This is a genomic window from Cellulomonas sp. KU4C (assembly GCF_056868065.1).
On record NZ_CP200322.1, the window covers coordinates 568,327 to 589,629 of the forward strand.

General features: G+C 75.4%; 19 protein-coding genes. 8 read left to right on the forward strand and 11 right to left on the reverse strand.

Features of this window, described 5'->3' with window-relative positions:
* Positions 1-15 precede the first annotated feature (15 nt).
* From AC1VL8_RS02640 to AC1VL8_RS02660, 5 genes are read right to left on the reverse strand one after another with little or no spacing between them, the layout of a single operon-like run.
* On the reverse strand, positions 16-984 hold the full coding sequence (locus AC1VL8_RS02640) for a sensor histidine kinase (RefSeq protein WP_483074025.1): 969 nt from the start codon (positions 982-984) through the stop codon (positions 16-18).
* Positions 981-1,706 carry a response regulator transcription factor gene (locus tag AC1VL8_RS02645; protein WP_389232017.1) on the reverse strand — a complete coding sequence of 242 codons (726 nt, stop codon included), beginning with the start codon at positions 1,704-1,706 and terminating at the stop codon, positions 981-983. Before AC1VL8_RS02645 ends, AC1VL8_RS02640 begins: the two co-directional genes overlap by 4 nt.
* Complete coding sequence (locus tag AC1VL8_RS02650; RefSeq protein WP_483074026.1) at positions 1,703-1,987, reverse strand: DUF4190 domain-containing protein; 285 nt, start codon at positions 1,985-1,987, stop codon at positions 1,703-1,705. The genes AC1VL8_RS02645 and AC1VL8_RS02650 overlap by 4 nt, the downstream gene beginning before the upstream one ends.
* Positions 1,988-2,015: 28 nt before the next feature.
* Positions 2,016-2,540: a DUF3060 domain-containing protein gene (locus tag AC1VL8_RS02655; protein WP_483074027.1), complete on the reverse strand. Its 525-nt coding sequence runs from the start codon at positions 2,538-2,540 to the stop codon at positions 2,016-2,018.
* Positions 2,537-3,748: an OmpA family protein gene (locus AC1VL8_RS02660; RefSeq protein ID WP_483074028.1), complete on the reverse strand. Its 1,212-nt coding sequence runs from the start codon at positions 3,746-3,748 to the stop codon at positions 2,537-2,539. Before AC1VL8_RS02660 ends, AC1VL8_RS02655 begins: the two co-directional genes overlap by 4 nt.
* A 247-nt stretch (positions 3,749-3,995) precedes the next feature.
* On the opposite strand from AC1VL8_RS02660, the gene AC1VL8_RS02665 reads away from it, so the two are divergent.
* Positions 3,996-6,722, forward strand: a complete 2,727-nt coding sequence (locus AC1VL8_RS02665) for a M60 family metallopeptidase (RefSeq protein ID WP_483074029.1) — start codon at positions 3,996-3,998, stop codon at positions 6,720-6,722.
* Here AC1VL8_RS02665 and AC1VL8_RS02670 read toward each other — a convergent pair.
* Positions 6,709-7,338: a Type 1 glutamine amidotransferase-like domain-containing protein gene (locus AC1VL8_RS02670; protein ID WP_483074030.1), complete on the reverse strand. Its 630-nt coding sequence runs from the start codon at positions 7,336-7,338 to the stop codon at positions 6,709-6,711. The genes AC1VL8_RS02665 and AC1VL8_RS02670 overlap by 14 nt on opposite strands.
* Positions 7,339-7,499: 161 nt before the next feature.
* Here AC1VL8_RS02670 and AC1VL8_RS02675 point away from each other — a divergent pair, with 161 nt between their 5' ends.
* Positions 7,500-8,744, forward strand: a complete 1,245-nt coding sequence (locus AC1VL8_RS02675) for a saccharopine dehydrogenase family protein (protein ID WP_483074031.1) — start codon at positions 7,500-7,502, stop codon at positions 8,742-8,744.
* A gap of 59 nt (positions 8,745-8,803) precedes the next feature.
* A complete protein-coding gene (locus AC1VL8_RS02680; protein WP_483074032.1) occupies positions 8,804-9,547 on the forward strand; it encodes an NYN domain-containing protein in 744 nt (247 codons plus the stop codon).
* A 119-nt stretch (positions 9,548-9,666) separates the two neighbouring features.
* Here AC1VL8_RS02680 and AC1VL8_RS02685 read toward each other — a convergent pair whose 3' ends face one another.
* The 5 genes from AC1VL8_RS02685 to AC1VL8_RS02705 are packed head-to-tail and all read right to left on the reverse strand — an operon-like array spanning position 9,667 to position 14,960.
* On the reverse strand, positions 9,667-10,356 hold the full coding sequence (locus AC1VL8_RS02685) for a GNAT family N-acetyltransferase (protein ID WP_483074033.1): 690 nt from the start codon (positions 10,354-10,356) through the stop codon (positions 9,667-9,669).
* A 40-nt stretch (positions 10,357-10,396) separates the two neighbouring features.
* Positions 10,397-11,020 (reverse strand): potassium-transporting ATPase subunit KdpC, encoded by a 624-nt coding sequence (gene kdpC / locus AC1VL8_RS02690; RefSeq protein WP_483076176.1) that lies wholly within the window; start codon positions 11,018-11,020, stop codon positions 10,397-10,399.
* Between the two features lie 15 nt (positions 11,021-11,035).
* On the reverse strand, positions 11,036-13,195 hold the full coding sequence (gene kdpB, locus AC1VL8_RS02695) for a potassium-transporting ATPase subunit KdpB (RefSeq protein WP_483074034.1): 2,160 nt from the start codon (positions 13,193-13,195) through the stop codon (positions 11,036-11,038).
* A gap of 5 nt (positions 13,196-13,200) precedes the next feature.
* The gene (gene kdpA / locus AC1VL8_RS02700) at positions 13,201-14,871 is read right to left on the reverse strand and encodes a potassium-transporting ATPase subunit KdpA (protein WP_389232042.1); all 1,671 of its coding nucleotides are present in this window, start codon (positions 14,869-14,871) and stop codon (positions 13,201-13,203) included.
* Complete coding sequence (locus tag AC1VL8_RS02705) at positions 14,871-14,960, reverse strand: potassium-transporting ATPase subunit F (protein WP_389232045.1); 90 nt, start codon at positions 14,958-14,960, stop codon at positions 14,871-14,873. Before AC1VL8_RS02705 ends, kdpA begins: the two co-directional genes overlap by 1 nt.
* 290 nt (positions 14,961-15,250) lie before the next feature.
* Here AC1VL8_RS02705 and AC1VL8_RS02710 point away from each other — a divergent pair, with 290 nt between their 5' ends.
* The 5 genes from AC1VL8_RS02710 to AC1VL8_RS02730 all read left to right on the forward strand — a co-directional run bounded on the left by AC1VL8_RS02710 (position 15,251) and on the right by AC1VL8_RS02730 (position 21,291).
* Positions 15,251-16,204 (forward strand): alpha/beta hydrolase, encoded by a 954-nt coding sequence (locus AC1VL8_RS02710; protein WP_483074035.1) that lies wholly within the window; start codon positions 15,251-15,253, stop codon positions 16,202-16,204.
* A 75-nt stretch (positions 16,205-16,279) separates the two neighbouring features.
* Positions 16,280-16,489, forward strand: coding sequence for a hypothetical protein (locus AC1VL8_RS02715; protein ID WP_389232051.1), 210 nt, complete (start codon positions 16,280-16,282; stop codon positions 16,487-16,489).
* A 271-nt stretch (positions 16,490-16,760) separates the two neighbouring features.
* The gene (gene nrdD / locus AC1VL8_RS02720; RefSeq protein ID WP_483076177.1) at positions 16,761-18,974 is read left to right on the forward strand and encodes an anaerobic ribonucleoside-triphosphate reductase; all 2,214 of its coding nucleotides are present in this window, start codon (positions 16,761-16,763) and stop codon (positions 18,972-18,974) included.
* Position 18,975: 1 nt separating this feature from the next.
* Complete coding sequence (gene nrdG, locus AC1VL8_RS02725; RefSeq protein ID WP_483074036.1) at positions 18,976-19,590, forward strand: anaerobic ribonucleoside-triphosphate reductase activating protein; 615 nt, start codon at positions 18,976-18,978, stop codon at positions 19,588-19,590.
* 213 nt (positions 19,591-19,803) lie between these two features.
* On the forward strand, positions 19,804-21,291 hold the full coding sequence (locus AC1VL8_RS02730) for a hypothetical protein (protein WP_483074037.1): 1,488 nt from the start codon (positions 19,804-19,806) through the stop codon (positions 21,289-21,291).
* The last annotated feature ends 12 nt before the right edge of the window (positions 21,292-21,303 follow it).

A 21,303-nucleotide genomic window follows, 5' to 3' on the forward strand; every position in this document is an offset into this window, starting at 1 on the left:
GGGGGCGGCGGGGGGTCATGTTGACGGGAGGCGGAGGCGGGCGCTCGTGCCCTGGCCGGGGCGGGAGCGCAGGACGACCGTGCCGCCGTGCCGGTGCGCGACCACGCGGACGAGCGCGAGCCCGAGCCCCGAGCCGGGCGTGCCGCGGGCCTGCTCGCCGCGCGCGAGCTCGTCGAACACCCCCTCGATCTCGTGCTCGGGGATGCCGGTGCCGGAGTCGGCGACCTCGACGACCACCACCCCGTCGTCGTCCGTGCCCCGCACCTCCACCGGCGAGTCGGCCGGGGAGAACTTCAGCGCGTTCGCCAGCAGGTTGTAGACCGCGAGGTACAGCAGGTCCGCGTCGCCGCGGACGTGCGGCAGGGGCCAGGGGGCGCGCGGCAACGTCACGGTGATCGTCCGGGGCACCCCCGACGCGACGGCCTGGTCGCCCAGGTCCGCGACCGCGTCGTGGACGACCTGCGCGACGTCGACGTCCTCCTGCTCGAGCGGGCGGGTCTCGAGCTCGGCGAGCTCGCGCAGCTCCGCGACCAGCCCGGACAGGCGCAGGGTCTGCTGCTGGAGCGTGTCGTAGGCGCGCGCCCGGGCCGGGTCGAGGTCCGCGGGGTCGGGGACCACACCGGGCAGCGCGGCGCGGAGCGCGGTCACCGGGTTCTTCATCTCGTGGTCCAGGCGCAGCAGGAACCGGCGGTGCGCCGCGCGCTCATCCTCGCGAGCCACGCGCGCCGCCTCGGCGGTCGCGGACGCGACGGCGGTCCGGCGGCTGCGGGCGGTGGTGACCACGGCGAGCAGCACGCCGGTCACCAGCAGGCCGGTGCCCACGAGCACGACCGGCAGCGGCGCCCCGACGAGCACCCGCAGCGCGCGACCCGACGCGAGCACCACGACCGCGGCGAGCACCCCGAGCACGGCCGGGGCCAGCGCGAGCAGCACCGGGGTCCGCGCGAGCAGCACCGCCCGCGCGGGGCGGCCGGCCGCGGTCACGCGCGGGCCCCGCGGTGCACGGTGCCGCAGAACCGGTACCCCAGCGACGGCACGGTCTCGACGTAGCGGGGCGCGGCGGCGTCGTCGCCCAGCACCCGGCGGATCTCCGCGACCCGGTGGTCGACGGCGCGGCTGCTCACCGCCAGCTCGAACCCCCACAGCGCCTGCAGCAGCCGCTCGCGGGTGTGCAGCTCGTCGGGGTGGGTCATCAGGTAGTCGAGCAGCAGCGACGCCTTCGGGGTGAGCGTCACCTCCCGGCCCGCGAGCCGGACCCGCCGGGCGGTGCGGTCCAGCACCAGGTCGCCGCTGACCAGCGTCTCGGCGGCGGCCAGGGACGGCTGGCCTGGGACCGCGCGGCGCAGCACCGCCCGGACGCGGGCGTGCAGCTCCTGCGGGTCGAACGGCTTGTTGAGGTAGTCGTCCGCGCCCTCCTCCAGGGCGGCCGACCGCTCGGACGACTCCCCGACCTGCGTCAGCAGCACCACGGGCGTCCAGTCGCCCGCCGCCCGCAGCCGACGGACCACCGACCGGCCGTCGAGCCGCGGCATCAGCACGTCGCACACCAGGATGTCGGGGTGCCAGGTGGCGTGCAGGGCGAGCCCGGCCTCCCCGTCGGCGGCCGTCGCGACCTCAAGCCCGCTGCGGGTGAGGAACGAGGCCAGCCCCTCGCGGATCGCCTCCTCGTCGTCGACGAGCAGCACCCGGGGCGGAGCGTCGGTCACTGCCGCCCGCCCCAGACCACGAGCCCGCCGACCACCAGCAGCACGACCGCGTACCCGGCGACCGCCAGGTAGCCGAGCACGAGCCCGACGACGGCCGCGGCGCCGCCGCCCTCCCCGCGGGCGCGGATCTGCCGCAGCGCGACGTGGCCGGTGACGACGGGGATCAGGGCGAACCCGCAGAGGCCGAGGACCAGCGTCACCACCGCGAGCACGTTGGTCGGCCGGGGCACGACGACCGGGACCGGCTGCGGGGCGGGGTGGTAGGGGTACGGCGCGCTCATCGTCGGTCCTCCTGCTCGTCCTGGTGGGTCACCGGGTGCCCGCCTGCCCGTAGGTGCTGCCGGCGCCGAGGTCGGTGACCACCGGCGTACCGGACTCCCAGGTCACGGTGACGTCGGCGGCGTCGATCGTCACCGTCGCGGCGCTGCTGACCGCGACCCGCGCCCCGGCGCCCTCGACGACGACGTCCGTCACGTCGCCCGCGACGACCACCGACCCGGCGCCGGCGACCGTCAGGGTGCCGCAGGCGTCGGTGACCTCCACGGCCTCGGTGGCGCGGGTGGTGCCCGCCTCGCCGCCGGCGCACGCGGTCTGCGCGGTGGTCAGCGGCCGCAGGTCGGTGCGCCCGGGCAGGTCGGGGCCGTCGACGGGGTCCGCCGAGGGCACCGGGTCACGCGGCTTCGTCGGCCGGGGCGACGGCGTGCCGTCCGGGGCGCCGTCGTCCTGCGTCGCGGGCGCGCTCGGCTGCTCGTCGTCCACCACCTCGACGCTGCACCCGGCGAGCGCCAGGCCCAGCACGCCCGCGGCCGCGACCGCCCCCCACCGCGTGGTCACGACGTCACCCCCGGCAGCAGGATCTCCACGCGCCGGTTGCGCTGCCGCCCCGCCGGGTTGTCCTGGCCGTCGACCTCGTTCGGCGCGACGGGCCGGTCCTCGCCGTAGCCGACGACGTCGAACGCGGTGCCGACGCCGCGGTCGGCGAGCGCGTCCGCGACCGCCCGCGCCCGGTCCTCGGACAGCCGCTGGTTGAGCGCGGGCGACGACACCGAGTCCGTGTGCCCCTCGACCGAGCCGGCGGGGGCCGCGACCCCCGCGAGCGCCGTCGCCAGGGCGTCGAGCGCCGCGTCGGCGTCGGGGCGGATCTCGGCGGAGCCGAAGTCGAACAGCACGCCGGAGTCGAGCGTGAGCGTGGCGCCGCAGGACGGCACCGGGGCGATCACCCCCATCGACGGGAACGCCCCCAGCCGGGGCACCTGCGGCAGCGGGTCGACCTCGACCGGGACGCCGTTCACCAGCCCCGTGCCGTCGCCGTGGTTCTGCACCGACAGGTCCGCGTCGGTGTAGGCGCCGGAACCGTCCCCGTAGTTGACGACCTGCACCTCGCCCTCGGTGTACACCCCCGAGCCGTCGCCGTAGTTGACGACCGACCGGTCCCCGCGCGTCCAGCCACCGGAGCCGTCGGTGTGCACGTAGACGTGGGTGGTGCCGTCGTCGTAGACCCCGGAGCCGTCGCCGTAGCTGACGACGGAGGTGCCGCCGGCCGCGTAGGTGCCGGACCCGTCGCCGTAGACCGTCACGGTCGTGCCGTTGAGCGCGTAGGTGCCGGACCCGTCGCCGTAGTTGACCACCGAGCCGTCGGGTGCGGTGAACACGCCCGACCCGTCTCCGTAGGCGAGCAGCGCACCCCGGCCGGTCTCGACGGCACCGGTCGCGTCGCAGTGCGTCGGCGTCACCGTCACCCCGGGCACGTCCCCGACAGCGGCGTCCACGTCGAGCGCGAACCCCGCGAGCGACGCGTCGAGCATCGACAGGTCGGGGAGCACGATCAGCGGCACCGGCGGGATCTCCCCCGGCGCGTACCCGGCGACGGCCGGGACCTGGGACGTCGGGGTCGTGCGGGGCTCGCGGGTGCTGCGCTCGGTCGGCGCGGGTGTGCGGTCGGGGCGCTCCCGGGCGGCGTCGGAACCGGAGGCCCCGCACGCGGTGAGCAGCAGCAGCGAGGCGGCGAGGAGGGCGGTGCGACCTCGGACGGTGTGCGACATGGCAGCACCGTAGGTGACGTCCGGCCGCGGCGGGTCGCGGGCCTGTCGCGGGGTCGTCGCAGTCCTGCGACACAGGGGGGGCGGGGATGCGGCCACCCACGCACACGCGGTGCAGCACTCCCGCAGATCCCGACCACCACGCAGTCACCACGCACCTCGACTCCCTGCACCACCCGGCGGCCCCGATCGCCCGGTGACGCGTGCTGGGGTGGGTCCGCCTCCGCACACCGCCCCCGAAGGGACCCCGATGCCCTCGCTCGTCCGCCCGATGATCCTGGTCCTCACCGCCGCCGTGCTCAGCGGCGCGCTGCCGTGCACCGCCGTCGCGGCCGCGCCGTCCGCGGTCGTCGCGGCACCGCTCGGGGCCGTGCCGCTCGGGGCCGCACCGGTCGCGGCCGCACCGGGCTCGTCCCGTCCCGCGCTCGAGCACCGCGACGCCTGGTCGGAGACGCAGGTCACGGCCCTCCCGGCGGCCCGCCAGCAGGCGCTCGCGGAGGGCCGGTCCCTCGAGCACTCCGACCTCACGCCCACGGGACGATTCGTCCGCGCCGGCGAGACGCTGACCTTCGACGTCTCGGGGACCGCGCCGGTCGAGTACGCCATCGCGGCGACGGGCGTGTTCGCCGACCTGAACGGCGGGCGGAGCGGAGACCGGGCCCCGACCTCGACGCCGCTGCCCGCCGGGTCGTCCCGCGTCACGGCGGCGTCCGACGGCCTGGTGTACCTGCGCAGCGTCGGCAGCGGCACGACCGCCCGGGTCCGCGTGACCGGCGGTGCGCCCCAGCCGGTCTTCCAGCTGGGCGTCACGACCGACGCCGCGTTCGACGACCAGATGACGCGCTGGCCCGACTCCCGCTTCGTGCTGCTCCTGGGCGAGCGGGTGATCGGCGAGTTCCAGCGGTCCGAGGTCGACCGGGCCCGGACCGCGAGCACGTGGGACACGGCGGGCACGGTGGCGTACTGGGACCGGTCGGCCGACCTGGTCGCCGAGGCCCACGGCATGGACGTCGCCGCCACCGGCGTCGCCCGCCCCGTCGACCACCGGATCCGCATGGTCAACCCGGACACCGGCCCCGGCTGGGCGAGCGCCGGGCACGGCGCGATCACGTTCCAGGTCGCGACCGGTGCGGGGCAGCAGGTGCTCGGCGCGCTCCGTCTCGAGGACCAGTGGGGGCTGTGGCACGAGATCGGCCACACGTACCAGAACCCGGCGTACCGGTGGGACGGCATGGGCGAGGTGCAGGTCAACATCTACTCCAGCTACGTCCAGCGCCACCTCGGTGTCCCCACCCGGTACACGTCGGCAGCCGACTCCGTGCAGCGAGCCAGCGCCCTGCTCGCCCTGCCCGTCGAGCAGCGCGCGTCGTCCGGCGCCTCGCACGAGCTGATGTTCGAGCAGCTCGGACGCGCGTTCGGCGACGCGTTCTACCCGCGGCTCAACCAGGAGTACCGCGTCGCCCACGCCCGGGGCGAGGTCGACCCGGGTTCCCACACCGAGAAGACCCAGCAGCTCATCCGCACGGCGTCGACGGTCGCCGGGTACGACCTGACCGAGTTCTTCCGCCAGTGGGGCATCCCCGCCGACGACGCGACGGCCGCGGCCGTCGCCACGCTGCCCGATCTCCCGCAGCCGATCTGGGGCACGCTCGATCCGGCGGCCATGCCCCTGGTGCGCGAGCTCCCGCCGTACGTCCTGCCGACCGGCACGGTCGACCGCGCCGGCCTGCCCGAGGTCGTGTCCGGGTGGTCCACCCTGCCCGAGGGATGGGGCGACCGGGTACGCGACGTCGGCAGCGTCGACGGCCGCACCCGCGCGTGGATCGAGGACGCCGGGATCGTGACCGCCGACGCCACGGGCTCGTTCTGGGTCACGGTGGCGAACGAGGCGGGGGTCCGGGAGGTGCTGCCCGTCCCCCTCGCCGTGAACGGCGGCAACGGCCTGACGTTCCGCGGGTACTACGACGAGCGGGTCCTGTTCGTGTCGCTCGCTCCCGACACCGGGACCTGGGCCGTGCGCAGCCGGGGTGGCGCGACCCACGAGATGCTGCCCCAGGACACGTACATCGGAGTCGAGCTGATCGGTGCCGACGGCCTGCCGATCGCGTCCGGCACGGCCACCGGCAGCGAGTCCAGCCGCTCGATCGCCGACGCCCTGAACGGGCGCCCTGTCGAGGAGGGGCAGTACCTGCGCGTCCACCACCGCGAGCCCAACCGCCTCGACGTGTGGGTCGCCGGGGCGACCCAGCCGCGGGTGACCGAGCGTGACCAGGCGTTCCAGGTCGTCGACGGGACGCTCCGCCGCATCGACCCCGGCCAGGTCGCCACGCCGCCGGTGCTCTCCGTCCAGCCCGCCCTCGGCGCCACCCTCGCGACGCTCACCATGTCGGCCTCCGTGTTCGAGAACGCGTCCCGCCACGTGGTGCGGCAGGGCGGCGAGTACGCCTTCGAGATCCACCGCGGCACGGCGTACTACTCCTCGGCGCAGCGCTCCGCCGACGGCGCCACGGTGACCGTGTCGCTGCTGCTGCCCGCCGGCAAGGGCGACGTGTCCCTGCACCGGGTGGCCGGCGCGCCCGGGGAGCCGATGGACGACGCCGTGCTCGTCTCGACCCACCCCGCCGTCACCGCCCAGCCGACCCCGGCGCAGCGCAGCGGCGTGTACAGCCTCTACGTCGTGCCGGGCACGCTCGGCCTGCGGATGTCCGGCACCGCCTACGCCTCGACCACCCGCCACCTGGTGCTCGTCAACGGCGAGCTCGTCTTCCAGGTGCGCGCGGGCGAGCAGCTCGGCGCCCGTCGCATCGCGTCCGGAGGCACCACCGTGGTCGCGGCCGACCTGCCGCAGCTCAGCGCCCACGACGTCGTCGAGGTCCGCCTCGCCTCGGGCTGGATCGGCGACCCGCCGCACGGCGCGTCGGTGCTCCGGTACACGATCACACCGGCCGACATCCCGATCACCCTCACCCCGAGGTGACCACCGACCACCCCGGCCCGGTCACGAGCAGCGCCTCGTCGTCGCAGAGCGGCACCAGCTCGTGGTCCGGCCCGTACCGGGCCAGGGTGCGTCCGATCAGGTCCAGCGGGTAGGGCGGGAGCTTCCCGTCGGCGTGCGGGACCACCACGGCGTCGGTCAGGCCGAGCCCGCGCAGGTCGGTCAGGTCGGGCGCGTCGGCCGGGTCGTCCATCAACGACACGGGCTCGATGCTCGGCCCGGCCACGACCGACCCGGCGCTGCACCCGATGTACGGCAGGCCCGCGCGCACCCGCTCGGCGACCACGGCGTCCGCGCCGGAGGTCCGCAGCGCGTCCAGCAGGGCGAACGTGCTGCCCCCCGCGACGTACACCGCGTCCACGCCGTCGAGCGCCGAGGCCACCCCGCGGGGGTCGGCCCCCGTGAGCCGCACGTCGACGAGCGCGTGCCCGAGCGCGGCGACGCCCGCCCGCTCGGCCGCGACGTACGGGGCGTCGGGGTGCGCGCGGGCGGCGTCGGGGACGTACCCGATCGTCAGCGCCCGACCCGTGGGGGCGTGCGCGGCGAGGAACGCGGGGACGGCACCGAGGCCGAGGGACAGCAGCAGCAGCGAGGTCACCGTCGCGACGGTACGCGAGCCGGTCGGGCACCACGGGCCGGGCTCTGCCGGTCGCGCACCACGGGTCGGGCTCTGCCGGTCGCGCCCCCGCCGGGCCCGCGCCTACGGTGGCCGGGCCGCACGCGGGCGACCGCCGCCCGCCGCACCCCCGGGAGGCAGCCGTGCCCCAGCCGACGACCGCCCGCGAGCACGACCTGGTGCTGCTGGGAGCCACCGGGTTCGTCGGCGCGCTGACCGCCGAGCACGTGGCTCTGCACGCCCCGACCGGCACGCGGGTGGCGCTCGCCGGCCGGGACCTCGACCGGCTCCGGGCGGTGCGCGCGCGCCTCCCCGGGTCCGCCCGGACGTGGCCCGTGGTCGTCGTCGACGTCCACGACCGCCGCGCGCTCGACCGGCTCGCCGCGTCGGCCACCGCGCTCGTCACCACCGTCGGCCCCTACGCCCGGCGCGGACTGCCGGTCGTCGAGGCGTGCGCGGCCGCCGGCACCCACTACGCGGACCTCACCGGCGAGCTCGGGTTCGTCCGGGCCGCGGTCGACGCCACCGACCGCCGCGCGCGCGGCACCGGCGCGCGGGTGGTGCACGCGTGCGGCTACGACTCCGTGCCGTCCGACCTCGGCGTGCACCTGCTGCACCGGGCCGCGGAGGCGGACGACGCGGGCGGCCTCACCGCCGTGCACGCCCTCGTCCGGGCCCGCGGCGGCGTCTCCGGCGGCACCGTCGCGTCGGTGCTCGACGAGCTCGGGGCCGCGCGCACGGACCCGGCGGTCCGCCGGCTGCACGCCGACCCCTACGCCCTGTCCCCCGACCGGGCCGCCGAGCCCGACGCACCGCAGCCGCGCGGCCTCGCCCCGGCGCTGGTCGACGGCCGCTGGGCGGCACCGTTCGTGATGGCCCCGTTCAGCTCCCGGGTGGTCCGCCGGTCCAACGCGCTGACCGGCTGGGCCTACAGCCGCGACCTGACCTACACCGAGCACGTCGACGCGGGCCGGGGTCCGCGCGGGCTGGCCGTCGCGCTCGCCGTCACCGCCGCGACCGGCCTCGGCGCCGCGGCCCTGACCCTCCCGCCCGTCCGCGCGCTCGCCTCGCGGGCGCTCCCCGCCCCGGGACAGGGGCCCGACGAGGCCACCCGCCGCGCGGGACGGTTCCGGCACCGGTTCCTGGCCCGCACCCGCGACGGCCGGACCTACGCGGCCCGGGTCGAGGCCGCCGGCGACCCCGGGTACGCCGCGACGGCCGTCATGCTCGGCGAGTCGGGGCTCGCGCTGGCGCTCGACGACGCGAGGCTGCCCGACCGGGCCGGCTCGCTGACCCCCGCGACCGGGCTCGGGGACGCGCTGGTGGACCGGCTGCGGGCGCGAGGGTTCCGGCTCGACGCGGTGCGGGCGCCGGTCGGACCGGGGTAGGTGGCCGGGCGGAGCCGGGTGGCCGGGCTGAGTGGTCGGTCGCCGCTACCGTCGTCGCGATGCGGATCGGGGTCTACGTCGACGGGTTCAACCTCTACGACGGGGCGCGCGGCCTGTGCGGCCGTGGGGCTCCGGGCTGGCGCTGGCTGGATCTGCGGTCGCTGGCGCAGCGCCTGGTGGCCGAACGCGACGACTGGCCGGGCGCCGAGGTGGTCCGGGTGGTCTACTGCACGGCGCGGATCTCGGGCGCGGACAACCCGTCCGGGCAGCGCGACCAGGACGTCTACCTCCGCGCGCTCCAGACCGGCGGGGCCGTGGACGAGCTCGCGATGGGCACCTACGTCTCCCGGGTGACGACCGCGCCGCTGGCGACCCGACGAACCGACCGACCGCGCGACCTCCGGCCCGTCGTGACCCACCCGGCGTGGCCGGTCATGGTGCAGGACGGTCGGGGCGGCGACGTGCCCGACGCCGTGTTCATGGCGTCGGTCGCTCGCCGCGAGGAGAAGGGCTCCGACGTCAACGTCGCGTCGCACCTCCTGATCGACCTGCTGTCCGGCGCCGTCGACGGCGCGGTGGTGGTGTCGAACGACTCCGACCTCGAGTTCCCGGTGGCCTACGCGCGCGAGCGCTGGCCGGTCGGCCTGGTCAACCCGACCCGGGGGTACCCCGCCGGTCGCCTCAACGGCGACCCCGGCACCGGGCCGGGCGGGCACTGGTGGTACCAGCTCGCACCGGAGGACGTGCGGGCGTGCCAGCTGCCCGACCCGGTCGGGAGGCTGCGCCGCCCGGAGGGGTGGTGAGGCGAGACGGACTTGCACCCGCCCCGGTCACGGGGGCAGACTCCCTCCATACCGCCCATCCCCTCTGGGGATGGGTTTACTTCTTTCCCGGCCCGGGATCGCGGGAGACCGGGGCTCCGTCACCCGACCTCGGCCCACCGCTCCACCGGCAGCAGCGCCGCGTCGAGGTCGAGCGCCCGGGCCCGCTCCACCGCCCGCGCGAGGGCGGGGTCGGTGCCGGCGGGCCCGGGGGCTGCGGCGTTCTCGGTGAGGAACCGCGCCAGCACCTCCCCGGGGACGCCCGGGTTCTGGTCGAGCCGGAGCAGCAGCATCCCGTCGACCGGCCGCGCACCCGGACGCAGCGCCGGCTGGGTGTACGGGAACGGGATCAGCCGCGCCCCGTACCGCCCGTAGAACCGCAGCCGCGCGGCCGGGTCGCCCTGGGTGGCGTCGGCGGGCCAGTGCCGGGGGTCGTCGACCTCCGCGAGCACCAGGGCGCCCGGTTCCTGCGCGGCCCAGCGGCCGAGCACGTCCCGCAGCAGCCGCGTCCCCAGCCCCAGTCCGCGGGCGTCGGGGGCGACGGCGAGGTAGGTCAGCAGCAGCGCCCGGCGGTCGGCGAACCAGCCGCCGAGCATCACCGCGACCGGCTGCCCGTCCGCGAGCACGACGACCGACGGCGCGGCGCCCGGCCCGGTGAACCCGGAGCGGAGCTCGTCGAGGGTCAGCAGCTCGTCGGGCCGGAACGTGGGGGCGAGCAGCCGGTCGTGCACGCCCGCCACCTCGTCCGCGGTCAGGTCGTCGAGGGTCACGTCCACCAGGTCGGCCGTCATGCGACCGAGCCTAGGCGCGGGTCTCACGGCCGCAGGGGCCTCACGGCTGCGCCGCGTCCAGCGCGAGGTTGAGCGTCAGCACGTCCACCCCCGCCTGCCCGAGGTACCCGAGGTCGGGCCCGGTGGTGGCGTCCCGGACCAGGTCGCGGACCGCGTCCTCGGTCATCCCGCGCGCGGCGGCCACGCGCGGCACCTGGAGCTCGGCGTACGCGGCGCTGATGTGCGGGTCCAGCCCGGAGCCGGAGGCGGTGACCGCGTCCGCCGGGACGTCGGCGGGGTCCACCCCCTCAAGCTCGGCGACGGCCGCGCGCCGCTCCTCGACGGCGGCGACCAGGTCCGGGTTCTCCGGGCCGAGGTTGCTGCCGCCCGAGGCGGCGGCGTCGTACCCGTCGCCCGCGGCGGACGGGCGGGACTGGAAGTACGCGGTCAGCGGCTCGCCGTCGGCGTCGACGAAGGACTGCCCGATCAGCGACGACCCGACGACCCGCCCGTCGGCGTCGGTCACGAGCGACCCGTCCGCCCGGGCGGGCATCGCGCGGCCGAGGCCGGTGACGAGCAGCGGGTAGCCGACGCCGAGCACGACGGTGAGGACGAGCATCGCGCGCAGCGCGACGGCGACGTGCGGCCAGGTGGTGCGGGGAGCTGCATGGAAGCGTCCTTCGATCAGGGGGGGGCGGGGTCAGAAGCCGGGGATCAGGCTGACCAGGAGGTCGACGAGCTTGATCCCGACGAACGGCGCGACCACGCCGCCGAGGCCGTAGACCAGCAGGTTGCGGCCGAGGACCGCCGAGGCGGCCGCCGCGCGGTAGCGGACGCCGCGCAGCGCCAGCGGGATCAGGACCACGATCACCAGCGCGTTGAACACGATCGCGGAGAGGATCGCGGACGCCGGCGAGCTCAGGCCCATCACGTTCAGCACCGCGAGCCCGGGGAACACACCCGTGAACATCGCCGGGATGATCGCGAAGTACTTGGCGATGTCGTTGGCGATCGAGAACGTGGTGAGCGCGCCGCGGGTGATGAGCAGCTGCTTGCCGATCCGGACGATGTCGATCAGCTTCGTCGGGTCGGAGTCGAGGTCGACCATGTTGCCGGCCTCCTTCGCGGCCGACGTGCCGGTGTTCATCGCGACGCCGACGTCCGCCTGGGCGAGCGCGGGGGCGTCGTTCGTCCCGTCGCCGGTCATCGCGACCAGGTGGCCGCCCGCCTGCTCCCGCTTGATGAGCGCGAGCTTGTCCTCCGGCGTGGCCTCGGCGAGGTAGTCGTCGACGCCCGCCTCCGCGGCGATGGCCTTGGCGGTGAGCGGGTTGTCGCCGGTGATCATGACGGTGCGGATGCCCATCGCCCGCAGCTCGGCGAACCGCTCCGCGAGCCCCTCCTTGACGACGTCCTTGAGGTGGACGACCCCGAGCACCTGCCCGGCGCCCGACCAGTCCTGCACCGCGACGACCAGCGGGGTGCCGCCGTCGCCGGAGATCCGCCGCACGTGCTCGTCGAGCTCGCGCCGGACCGCGGGGGCGAGCGCGCCCTCCTCCTCGAGCCACGCGACGACGGCCGAGCCGGCGCCCTTGCGGATGCGGGTCACGTCGGCGAGGTCGATGCCGCTCATCCGGGTCTGGGCGGTGAACGGCACCACCTCGGTGCCGGCGGCCGCCGCGGGGACGTCGACGCCCTGCTCGAGCGCGAGGTCGACGATCGACCGGCCCTCCGGCGTGGGGTCGGCGGCGGAGGCCTGCGCGGCGGCCCGGGCGAGCGCGCGGTCGTCGACGCCGTGCAGCGGGACGAACGCGGTCGCGCGCCGGTTGCCGTAGGTGATCGTCCCGGTCTTGTCGAGCAGCAGCGTCGTCACGTCGCCGGCGGCCTCGACGGCGCGGCCGGACATCGCGAGCACGTTCCGCTGCACGAGCCGGTCCATGCCGGCGATGCCGATCGCGGACAGCAGCGCGCCGATCGTCGTCGGGATCAGGCAGACCAGCAGGGCCACCAGCACGGGCACGCTCACGGACGCCCCGGCGTACGAGGCGATCGGGTTCAGCGTCAAGGCGACGACCACGAACACCACGGACAGCGACGCGAGCAGGATGTTCAGCGCGATCTCGTTGGGGGTCTTCTGCCGCGCCGCGCCCTCGACCAGGGCGATCATCCGGTCGACGAACGTCTCACCCGGCTTGGAGGTGATCCGCACGACGATCCGGTCGGACAGCACGCGGGTGCCGCCGGTGACGGCCGACCGGTCGCCGCCGGACTCCCGGACCACCGGGGCGGACTCGCCGGTGATCGCCGACTCGTCCACCGAGGCGATGCCCCAGACGATGTCGCCGTCCCCGGGGACCAGCTCCCCGGCGGTCACGACCACCAGGTCGCCGAGGGTGAGGTCCGGCGACGCGACGGTCCGGGTGCCGGCCCGCTCGGCGCCGGGGTCGCGGGTCGCGTCGTAGTCGACGACGACCGTGGCGGTGGTGCTCGACCGGGTCTGCCGCAGGCTGTCGGCCTGCGCCTTCCCGCGGCCCTCCGCGACGGACTCGGCCAGGTTGGCGAACAGCACCGTGAGCCACAGCCAGACGGCGATGCCCGCCGTGAACGTGCCCGGGATCGCGGTGCCGCCGGACTCCTGCGGACCGCCGAGGAACGGCTCGGCGACGGCCAGCACCGTGGTCAGCACGGCACCGACCTCGACGACGAACATCACCGGGTTGCGCCACATCAGGCGCGGGTCGAGCTTGCGGACGGCACCGGGCAGCGCGTCGCGCAGCTGCGCGGGGCCGAACGAGCGGGGCGCGGCGGCCCGGGCCGCGGTGGCCTCGGGCGTCGCCGGGGCGTGCGTGAGGGTGGAGGACATCGTGTTCACAGACCTTCCGCCAGGGGACCCAGCGCGAGTACGGGGAAGTAGGTGAGGGCGGTGATGACGACGGTCACGCCCACGAGCAGGCCGACGAACTGCGGCCGGTGGGTCGGCAGCGTGCCGGCGGTCGACGGGACCGTGTCCTGCGCCGCGAGCGAGCCGGCGAGGGCGAGCACCAGCACGATCGGCACGAACCGGCCGAGCAGCATCGCGACGCCGAGCGCCGTGTTGAACCACGGGGTGTTGGCGGTGAGGCCCGCGAACGCGGACCCGTTGTTGTTCGCCGCCGAGGTGAACGCGTAGAGCACCTCGGAGAACCCGTGCGGGCCGGGGTTCCAGATCGACGTCGCCTCGACGTCGGCGCGCACGGCGGGGACCGCGAAGCTCAGCGCGGTCCCGGCGAGCACCAGGGTCGGCGTGACGAGGATGAACAGCGACGCGAGCGTGATCTGCCGGGGGCCGATCTTCTTGCCCAGGTACTCCGGCGTCCGCCCGACCATCAGCCCGCCGACGAACACCGTGAGGACCGCGAGCACGAGCATCCCGTAGAGCCCGGAGCCGACGCCGCCGGGCGCGACCTCGCCGAGCATCATGTTGAGCATCGGGAACAGGCCGCCGAGCGCCGTGAACGAGTCGTGCATGCCGTTGACCGCGCCGGTGGAGGTGAGCGTGCTGACGCTGCCGAACAGCGTGGTCGCCGCGACGCCGAACCGCTGCTCCTTGCCCTCCATCGCGGCGCCGGCGAGCTCCGGGGCGGTGCCGGCGCCGCGCAGCTCGACGACCGTCAGCAGGGTGAGGCTGACCAGGAAGATCACGCCCATCGCCGCCAGGACCGCGTACCCCTGCTTCGCGCTGCCGACCATCCGGCCGAACGTCCGGGGCAGGCTGAACGGGATCGCCAGCATGAGCACCACCTGGAACAGGGAGGTCCACGCCGTCGGGTTCTCGAACGGGTGCGCGGAGTTCGCGTTGAAGAACCCGCCGCCGTTCGTGCCGAGCAGCTTCACGGCCTCCTGCGACGCGACCGGCCCGCCCGGGATCGACTGCGTCCCGCCGGCCAGCGTCGTCACCTCGGTGAACCCGGACCAGCTCTGGATCACGCCGCCGGCGATCAGCACCACCGCGGCGAGCACCGCCACCGGCAGCAGGATCCGCACGGTGCCACGGGTCAGGTCGACCCAGAACGAGCCGATCGTCCCGGACCGGCGCCGGGCGAACCCGCGCACGAGGGCCACCGCGACGGCCATCCCGACGGCGGCCGACACGACGTTCTGCACGGCGAGGCCGAGCACCTGCACCGCGTACCCGAGGGTGACGTCGGGCGAGTAGGACTGCCAGTTGGTGTTGGTGACGAACGAGATCGCCGTGTTGAACGCGAGGTGCTCGCCGACCGCGGGCATCCCGAGGTCGTACGGCAGCCAGGTCTGCACCCGCTGGAGCAGGTACACCAGCAGCACCCCGACCAGCGAGAACGCCAGGAGGCTGCGGACGTAGGACCGCCAGCTCTGCTCGGACGCCGGGTCGGCTCCGATCAGCCGGTAGAACCCGCGCTCGACCCGCAGGTCCCGCGGACTCGTGTAGACGTGCGCCATGTAGTCGCCGAGGGGGCGGTGGAGCGCGGCGAGCACCAGGACGACGGTGAGCACCTGGGCCACCGCCTGCCAGCCCGCCATCAGAACCGCTCCGGCTGCACGAGCGCCCACAGCAGGTAGCCGAGCGCCGCGACCCCGAGGGCGGCCGCGACCAGGTCGACGACGATCACAGCTTCTCGACCCCCGCCGCCACCGCTCCCACGAGCGCGAACAGGGCGAGCACGCCCCCGATGAACACCACGTCCAGCACGACAGGACTCCCGACGACACGTGCGGGCCGCGCCGGCCGGTCGGCCGCTGCGGCGGCCCCCGCGTGGAGGGCCGTCGACCATCAGACGCCCGCCCGGAGGGCCTGCCGACCGTCCTCACGGTTCCCATACGGCCTGCTGCACGGTCCTGACGGTTCCCGTGCACCACGGTCGATCCTCAGCATGCTGAGGATCGCGGCTATGCTCACCGGGTGACCTCGCGGACCCTCGTCCTCGCCCTGCGCACCCTCGTCGGCGTCGCCCTGCTCGTCGCACCGGGGTGGGTGATCGCCTCCACCGGGGACACCGTCGCGCACCAGCACGCGTCGCTCGGCGCGCTGCTCGCGGTGAGCGCGGTCGCCGGCGCCGCCCTGCTGGCCGCCGCCGTCGTCGGGTGGGTCCGGCGCGACGCCGGGCGACCGGCCCGGCGCCGGGTGCTGCGGGCCGTCGGCGCGGTCGTCGTGCTGGTGCTCGGCGTGGTGCTCGCGGCGGCGACCGCGTGGCTCCGGCCGTTCCCCGCCACGCAGCCGGCACTCGACGCGCTCGTGAGCGACGACGCCGTCGAGGTGCAGGAGACCGCCGGCTGGTACGCGTTCGTCCCGCGGGGCACCGAGCCCACCACCGGCCTGGTCTACTCCCCCGGCGCCCGCGTCGACGTCCGCGCCACCGCCGCCGTGCTGCGGCCGCTCGCCGAGGCCGGCTACCTGGTGGTCGCCCTCAAGGAGCCGCTCGGGATCGCCCTGACGTCGGTGGACCAGTCGGCGTCCGCGATCGCGGCGTTCGGCGGCGTCGAGCACTGGGCCGTGGGCGGGCACTCCCTCGGCGGGGTCGCCGCGTCCTCGTTCGCCGCCGCGCACGACGACGTCGTCGACGGCCTGCTCCTGCACGCGTCCTACCCGCTGGGCGACCTGCGCGACGCGGACCTGCTCGTCACGTCGGTGTCCGGCTCGCGGGACGGGCTGACCACCCCCGCGGACGTCGAGGCGTCGCGCGCGGACCTGCCTCCGACCACGACGTTCGTCGAGGTCGAGGGCGCGGTGCACGCGTTCTTCGCCGACTACGGCCCGCAGCCCGGCGACGGCGAGCCGGGGGTGTCGCGCGCGGCGGCGCGGGCGGAGGTCGTCGCCGCGAGCCGCGCGGCGCTGGACGCGGTCGCCGGGGACTAACGGCGTGGGCACCCGGGTTGTACCGGGTGGATCCACCCGGGCCCCCGGGCCCGCGACCGCGAGAGGGACACCGCCATGACGACCGACCAGGCCACCGACACCCGCCCGACCACCGACACCGGCTGGGTCGACCCGCGCGAGCAGATCGAGGTCGGCGTCCTGCTGCCGAACGGCCGCCTGGTGGGCCGGCGCTTCTTCTCCCGCGAGGAGGCCGAGGCCTGGGCCCGCCCCGAGGAGGGCGAGCAGGTCGTCGAGTACAACCTCGTCTGCGAGTGCAACGTCTGACCCCGACTCCCCGCCCTCACGCCCACGCCCCACACCCACGCGCACGCCGAGATAGGACCGTCGCCGCGAGACAGGGCCACCGGACGTCCTGCCTCGGCGCGGCGGACCTGTCTCGGCGCGGTCGACACCGCGCCGACGTGCGCTAACGCCGCACGTCCGGCGGCGGTTGGGCCCTTGGGCCCAGACGCGGCCCGCCACCAGATCTAGTGTCACACCCGTGTAGTTCGCACTAGATGTAGTGCGGCGGTGACGGGGATGGGGCAGCGTGACGATGATCGACCTGGCTGGGGCAGCGCGTGCGACGGAGCACGAGCGGGAGGTGGCGCCGACCCGCCTGACGGTGCGCAAGCGCGACGGCCGCGCCCTGCCGTTCGACGCCGGGCGCATCCACGCCGCGGTCACCAAGGCGTTCGTCGAGGTGCACGGCGAGGTCAGCCCGCTGCACCGGCTCCGGATCGCCGAGCTGGTCGACGGCGCGGTCGACGAGCTCGCCACCCGGTACGCCGGCGAGGTGCGGATCTACGAGATCCAGAACGTCGTGGAGCACACGCTGCTCGAGCAGCACGAGTACGAGGTCGCGAGCGCCTACATCGACTACCGCGTGCAGCGGGACCTCGCGCGCAGCCGGGCGCTCGACGTCAACCACTCCGTGGGCCAGCTGGTCGGCAAGGAGCAGACGGTCGTCCACGAGAACGCCAACAAGGACGCCGACGTCTTCAACACCCAGCGCGACCTCACCGCCGGCGCGGTCGGCAAGGCGATCGGGCTGCGGATGCTCCCCGCCCACGTCGCGAACGCGCACGCCAAGGGCGACCTGCACTACCACGACCTCGACTACCACCCCTACGCGCCGATGACGAACTGCTGCCTCATCGACTTCCGGACCATGCTGTCCGAGGGGTTCCGGATCGGGAACGCCCAGGTCGACCCGCCGCGGTCGATCCAGACCGCGACCGCGCAGATCTCGCAGATCATCGCCAACGTGTCGTCCAGCCAGTACGGCGGCTGCTCGGTCAACCGGATCGACGAGCTGCTCGCCCCCTACGCCGAGCGGAACTTCGCCAAGCACCTCGCGGACGCCGAGCGGTGGATCGCCGACCCCGCGCAGCACCGTGCCTACGCGGAGGAGAAGACCCGCAAGGACGTCTACGACGCCATGCAGTCCCTCGAGTACGAGATCAACACCCTGTTCACGTCCAACGGGCAGACGCCGTTCACGTCGGTCGGGTTCGGCCTCGGCCTGGGCTGGTTCGAGCGGGAGATCCAGCGGGCGATCCTGCAGATCCGGATCGGCGGCCTCGGCAAGGAGCGGCGCACCGCGATCTTCCCGAAGCTCATCTTCACGCTGCGCCGCGGCGTGAACCTCGAACCCGCCGACCCGAACTACGACCTCAAGCAGCTCGCCGTGGAGTGCGCGACCAAGCGCATGTACCCGGACATCCTGAGCTACGACAAGATCGTGGAGATCACCGGCAGCTTCAAGGTGCCGATGGGCTGCCGGTCGTTCCTGCAGGGCTGGACCGACGAGTCCGGGCAGGACGTCGTCGAGGGCCGGATGAACCTCGGCGTGGTCACGCTGAACATCCCGCGGATCGCCCTGGAGACCCGCGGCGACACCGAGGCGTTCTGGGCGCTGCTGGACGAGCGGCTCGCGACCGTCCACGACGCGCTGCTCTACCGGGTCGAGCGGTGCAAGGAGGCCGTGCCCGCCAACGCCCCGATCCTCTACGTGCACGGGGCGTTCGGCCAGCGGCTCGCGCCCGACGACGACGTGGACGCCCTGTTCCGCGGCGGCCGCGCGACGGTGTCCCTCGGCTACATCGGCCTGTACGAGGCGGCGGCGGCGTTCTTCGGCGGGGCGTGGGAGCACGACCCCGCGGCGAAGGAGTTCACGCTGCGGGTCCTGCGCACCCTCGCCGAGCACGCACGGGCCTGGACCGCCGAGCACGGGTACCAGTTCTCGGTCTACGCCACCCCGAGCGAGAGCCTGACCGACCGGTTCTGCCGCCTCGACCGGAAGAAGTTCGGCGCCGTCCCGGACATCACCGACAAGGACTACTACACGAACTCGTTCCACTACGACGTCCGCAAGTCGCCCACCCCGTTCGAGAAGCTCGACTTCGAGCAGGACTACGCGCCGCTGACCTCGGGCGGGTTCATCCACTACTGCGAGTACCCCGTGCTCCAGCAGAACCCGAAGGCGCTCGAGGCCGTCTGGGACTACGCCTACGACCGGGTGGGCTACCTCGGCACCAACACCCCCATCGACCACTGCCTGGCCTGCGACTTCGAGGGCGACTTCACGCCCACCGAGCGCGGGTTCGCCTGCCCGGCCTGCGGCAACGACGACCCCCGCACCTGCGACGTCGTCAAGCGCACCTGCGGCTACCTCGGCAACCCCCAGCAGCGCCCGATGGTGCACGGCCGGCACGTCGAGATCTCGTCCCGGGTCAAGCACATGGCCGGCCCCGACGCCCGGGGCTGACGTGGCACGCGACCCGCGGCCCGACTGGCGGTCCGCACGCCTCAGCCAGGACCGGGTGGCCGACTACAAGCCGTTCGTCATGGTCGACGGCGAGGGCGTGCGGTGCAGCCTGTACGTCAGCGGCTGCCCGTTCGCCTGCGCCGGCTGCTTCAACGAGGCCGCGTGGTCGTTCCGGTACGGCACCGTGTTCGACGACGCCCTCGACGACCGGATCGCCGCCGACCTCGCCCACCCCGCCGTGCAGGGCCTGTCGCTGCTCGGCGGGGAGCCGTTCCTCAGCACCGCCGTCTGCCTGCGGGTCGTGCGACGGCTGCGGGCCGAGCACGGCCACGCCCGCGACGTCTGGTGCTGGACGGGCTACCGGTTCGAGGAGCTGCTGGACTGGGCCGCCGCCGGGCACGACGACAAGGCCGCGCTGCTCGCCGAGGTGGACGTGCTGGTCGACGGCCGGTTCGAGCTCGCCCAGCGGGACCTCGGGCTGGCCTTCCGCGGCAGCCGCAACCAGCGGGTGCTGGACGTCCCGGCATCCCTACGAGCCGGCCTGCCGGTCCCGCGCCCCCACCTCCCGGACGCCCCCCACCCCCCTGCCCCGGTGGACCGCCGCGCCCTCATCTGACGCGAGGGCGCAACCGACACCACGAGGGCGTACGTCGTGGCGTGCGCCCTCGTGGTGTCGCGTGCGCCCTCGCGGGGGGCCGAGTGCGGGGGTGGGGACGGGGGCGGGGTGGGGGTGGGGGGCGGGGTGGGGGGTGGGCCATCCGGGCGATTCGCGGGGTGGGGTGGACCAACGGGCTGCGCGCGGGGACCGACGAACGCCATAGTGCTCCCCGTGACCTCGACCGCCCCGCCCTCGGAGCCCACCGGCCTGGACGACGCCGCGGAGCTCCGGTCCGCCTGGGCGACGGCCGCGGACGAGGTGGACGCCCTGGCGGTGGCCGAGCGGCTGCTCGCGTCGGTCCCCGCCGACCACGAGGCGGCCCGGACCGCCCAGCGCGCGCGCCTGCTGCTCGTCCTCGGCCGCCCCGCGGACGCGCTGGCGCTCCTCCCGGACGCCGACCGGGCGCAGCTGCTCGTCGACAAGCCGCGCGGCTGGGCCGACGTCGTCGCGCTGGCCTGCTGGACCGCACAGGGCGACGCCGAGGCCCGCGGCGCCCTCCTGCGGTTCGGCGCGACGCTGCCGCCCTCGCACGCCCCGGTCCACGCGGACCTCGTCGCCGCGGCCGCCGAGCAGGCGGGCGACCTGACGCTCGCCGACGACGCCGCGCTCGGCCTCCCGGCGCACCGCACGCCGTTCTCCGTCCGGCGACGGGCCGTCGCGCACCTGCGGCAGCGCGGCGGCGAGCCGGGGCGCGTGGCCGCCACGGTGCTCGACGTGGCCCAGGCCCTGCTCGAGGTCGAGCCGCGCGCCGACCGCGACACCGTCGTCGTCGAGGGCGTCGTCGACGACCTCGCCCGCCGTCAGGACGGCGCGGCGGCCCTGCTCCTGCTCGACACCCTCGCCGACCTGCGTCCGGGCAGCACCGCCATCGGCGCGCTCCGTCGTCAGATCCCGCTGCGGGTGGCCCGGCTGGCGGCGGCGATGCCGTTCCTGGTCGCGCTGGTGGGCTCCGCGCTCCTCGTGGCCGCGACCGCGCTGATCCACCTGCCCGTGGCCGTCGTCGCGGCTGGTGTCCCGACGCTCTGGTTCGGGGCATTCCGCACCCGGCCGCGGACGATGCCGCAGCTCGGCGAGGTCGACGAGCAGGCCGCGCGCCTGATCCGCCGCCGGACCAGGGCGACGTTCGGCCGTCGCGCGGCACGGGTCGCGTTCGCGGTGCTCGCCGGGGCGGTCGGGGTGATCGCCGCGCTGTTCGTCACGGTCCTCGTCTCGGAGGCCGTCGCGCCCGGCGTCGAGCTGGGCGAGAGCCGCGTGCTGGACCTGTCCGTGCTGGCGACGGTGATCGTCGGTGCGATCGGCGCGCCCGCGGCGATGGGACGGCTGCGCCGCTGGAACCTGGTCCGGCAGGCCGCGCGGTCCGAGGCGCGCGCACGCGAGCAGGAGCTGGTCGACCTGCAGCGGTGCGCGTGCTGGCAGGCCTCCCACCTGCGCGGGGAGGTGGCCGAGGGCTACGCCGCCCAGCACCTGGAGGCGGGCGACGACGGGCTCCTGGACGGCGTCGACCTCGGGGACGCGTCCGTGGTCCGGACCTGCCCGGCGACCGGGCTGCGCTGGCTGCTCGTCCGGCACGCGTCCGAGCCGGGCGCCGTCCTGCTGCGGGGCACCGCCGCCGGCCCGAAGCCGTTCGTCGCCGACTCGGGGACCGGCGGCTACCTCTGACCGGACGGCGCC

Excerpts from the sequence above, each read along its gene's own strand:
- kdpA (WP_389232042.1), bottom strand. The coding sequence starts at position 14,871 with ATGGCGGGCTGGCAGGCGGTGGCCCAGGTGCTCACCGTCGTCCTGGTG.
- AC1VL8_RS02685 (WP_483074033.1), bottom strand. The coding sequence starts at position 10,356 with ATGACGGCCGACCTGGTGGACGTGACCCTCGACGACCTGACCGCGGAC.
- AC1VL8_RS02665 (WP_483074029.1), top strand. The coding sequence starts at position 3,996 with ATGCCCTCGCTCGTCCGCCCGATGATCCTGGTCCTCACCGCCGCCGTG.
- nrdD (WP_483076177.1), top strand. The coding sequence starts at position 16,761 with ATGATCGACCTGGCTGGGGCAGCGCGTGCGACGGAGCACGAGCGGGAG.
- AC1VL8_RS02680 (WP_483074032.1), top strand. The coding sequence starts at position 8,804 with ATGCGGATCGGGGTCTACGTCGACGGGTTCAACCTCTACGACGGGGCG.
- kdpB (WP_483074034.1), bottom strand. The coding sequence starts at position 13,195 with ATGTCCTCCACCCTCACGCACGCCCCGGCGACGCCCGAGGCCACCGCG.
- AC1VL8_RS02715 (WP_389232051.1), top strand. The coding sequence starts at position 16,280 with ATGACGACCGACCAGGCCACCGACACCCGCCCGACCACCGACACCGGC.
- AC1VL8_RS02650 (WP_483074026.1), bottom strand. The coding sequence starts at position 1,987 with ATGAGCGCGCCGTACCCCTACCACCCCGCCCCGCAGCCGGTCCCGGTC.
- AC1VL8_RS02660 (WP_483074028.1), bottom strand. The coding sequence starts at position 3,748 with ATGTCGCACACCGTCCGAGGTCGCACCGCCCTCCTCGCCGCCTCGCTG.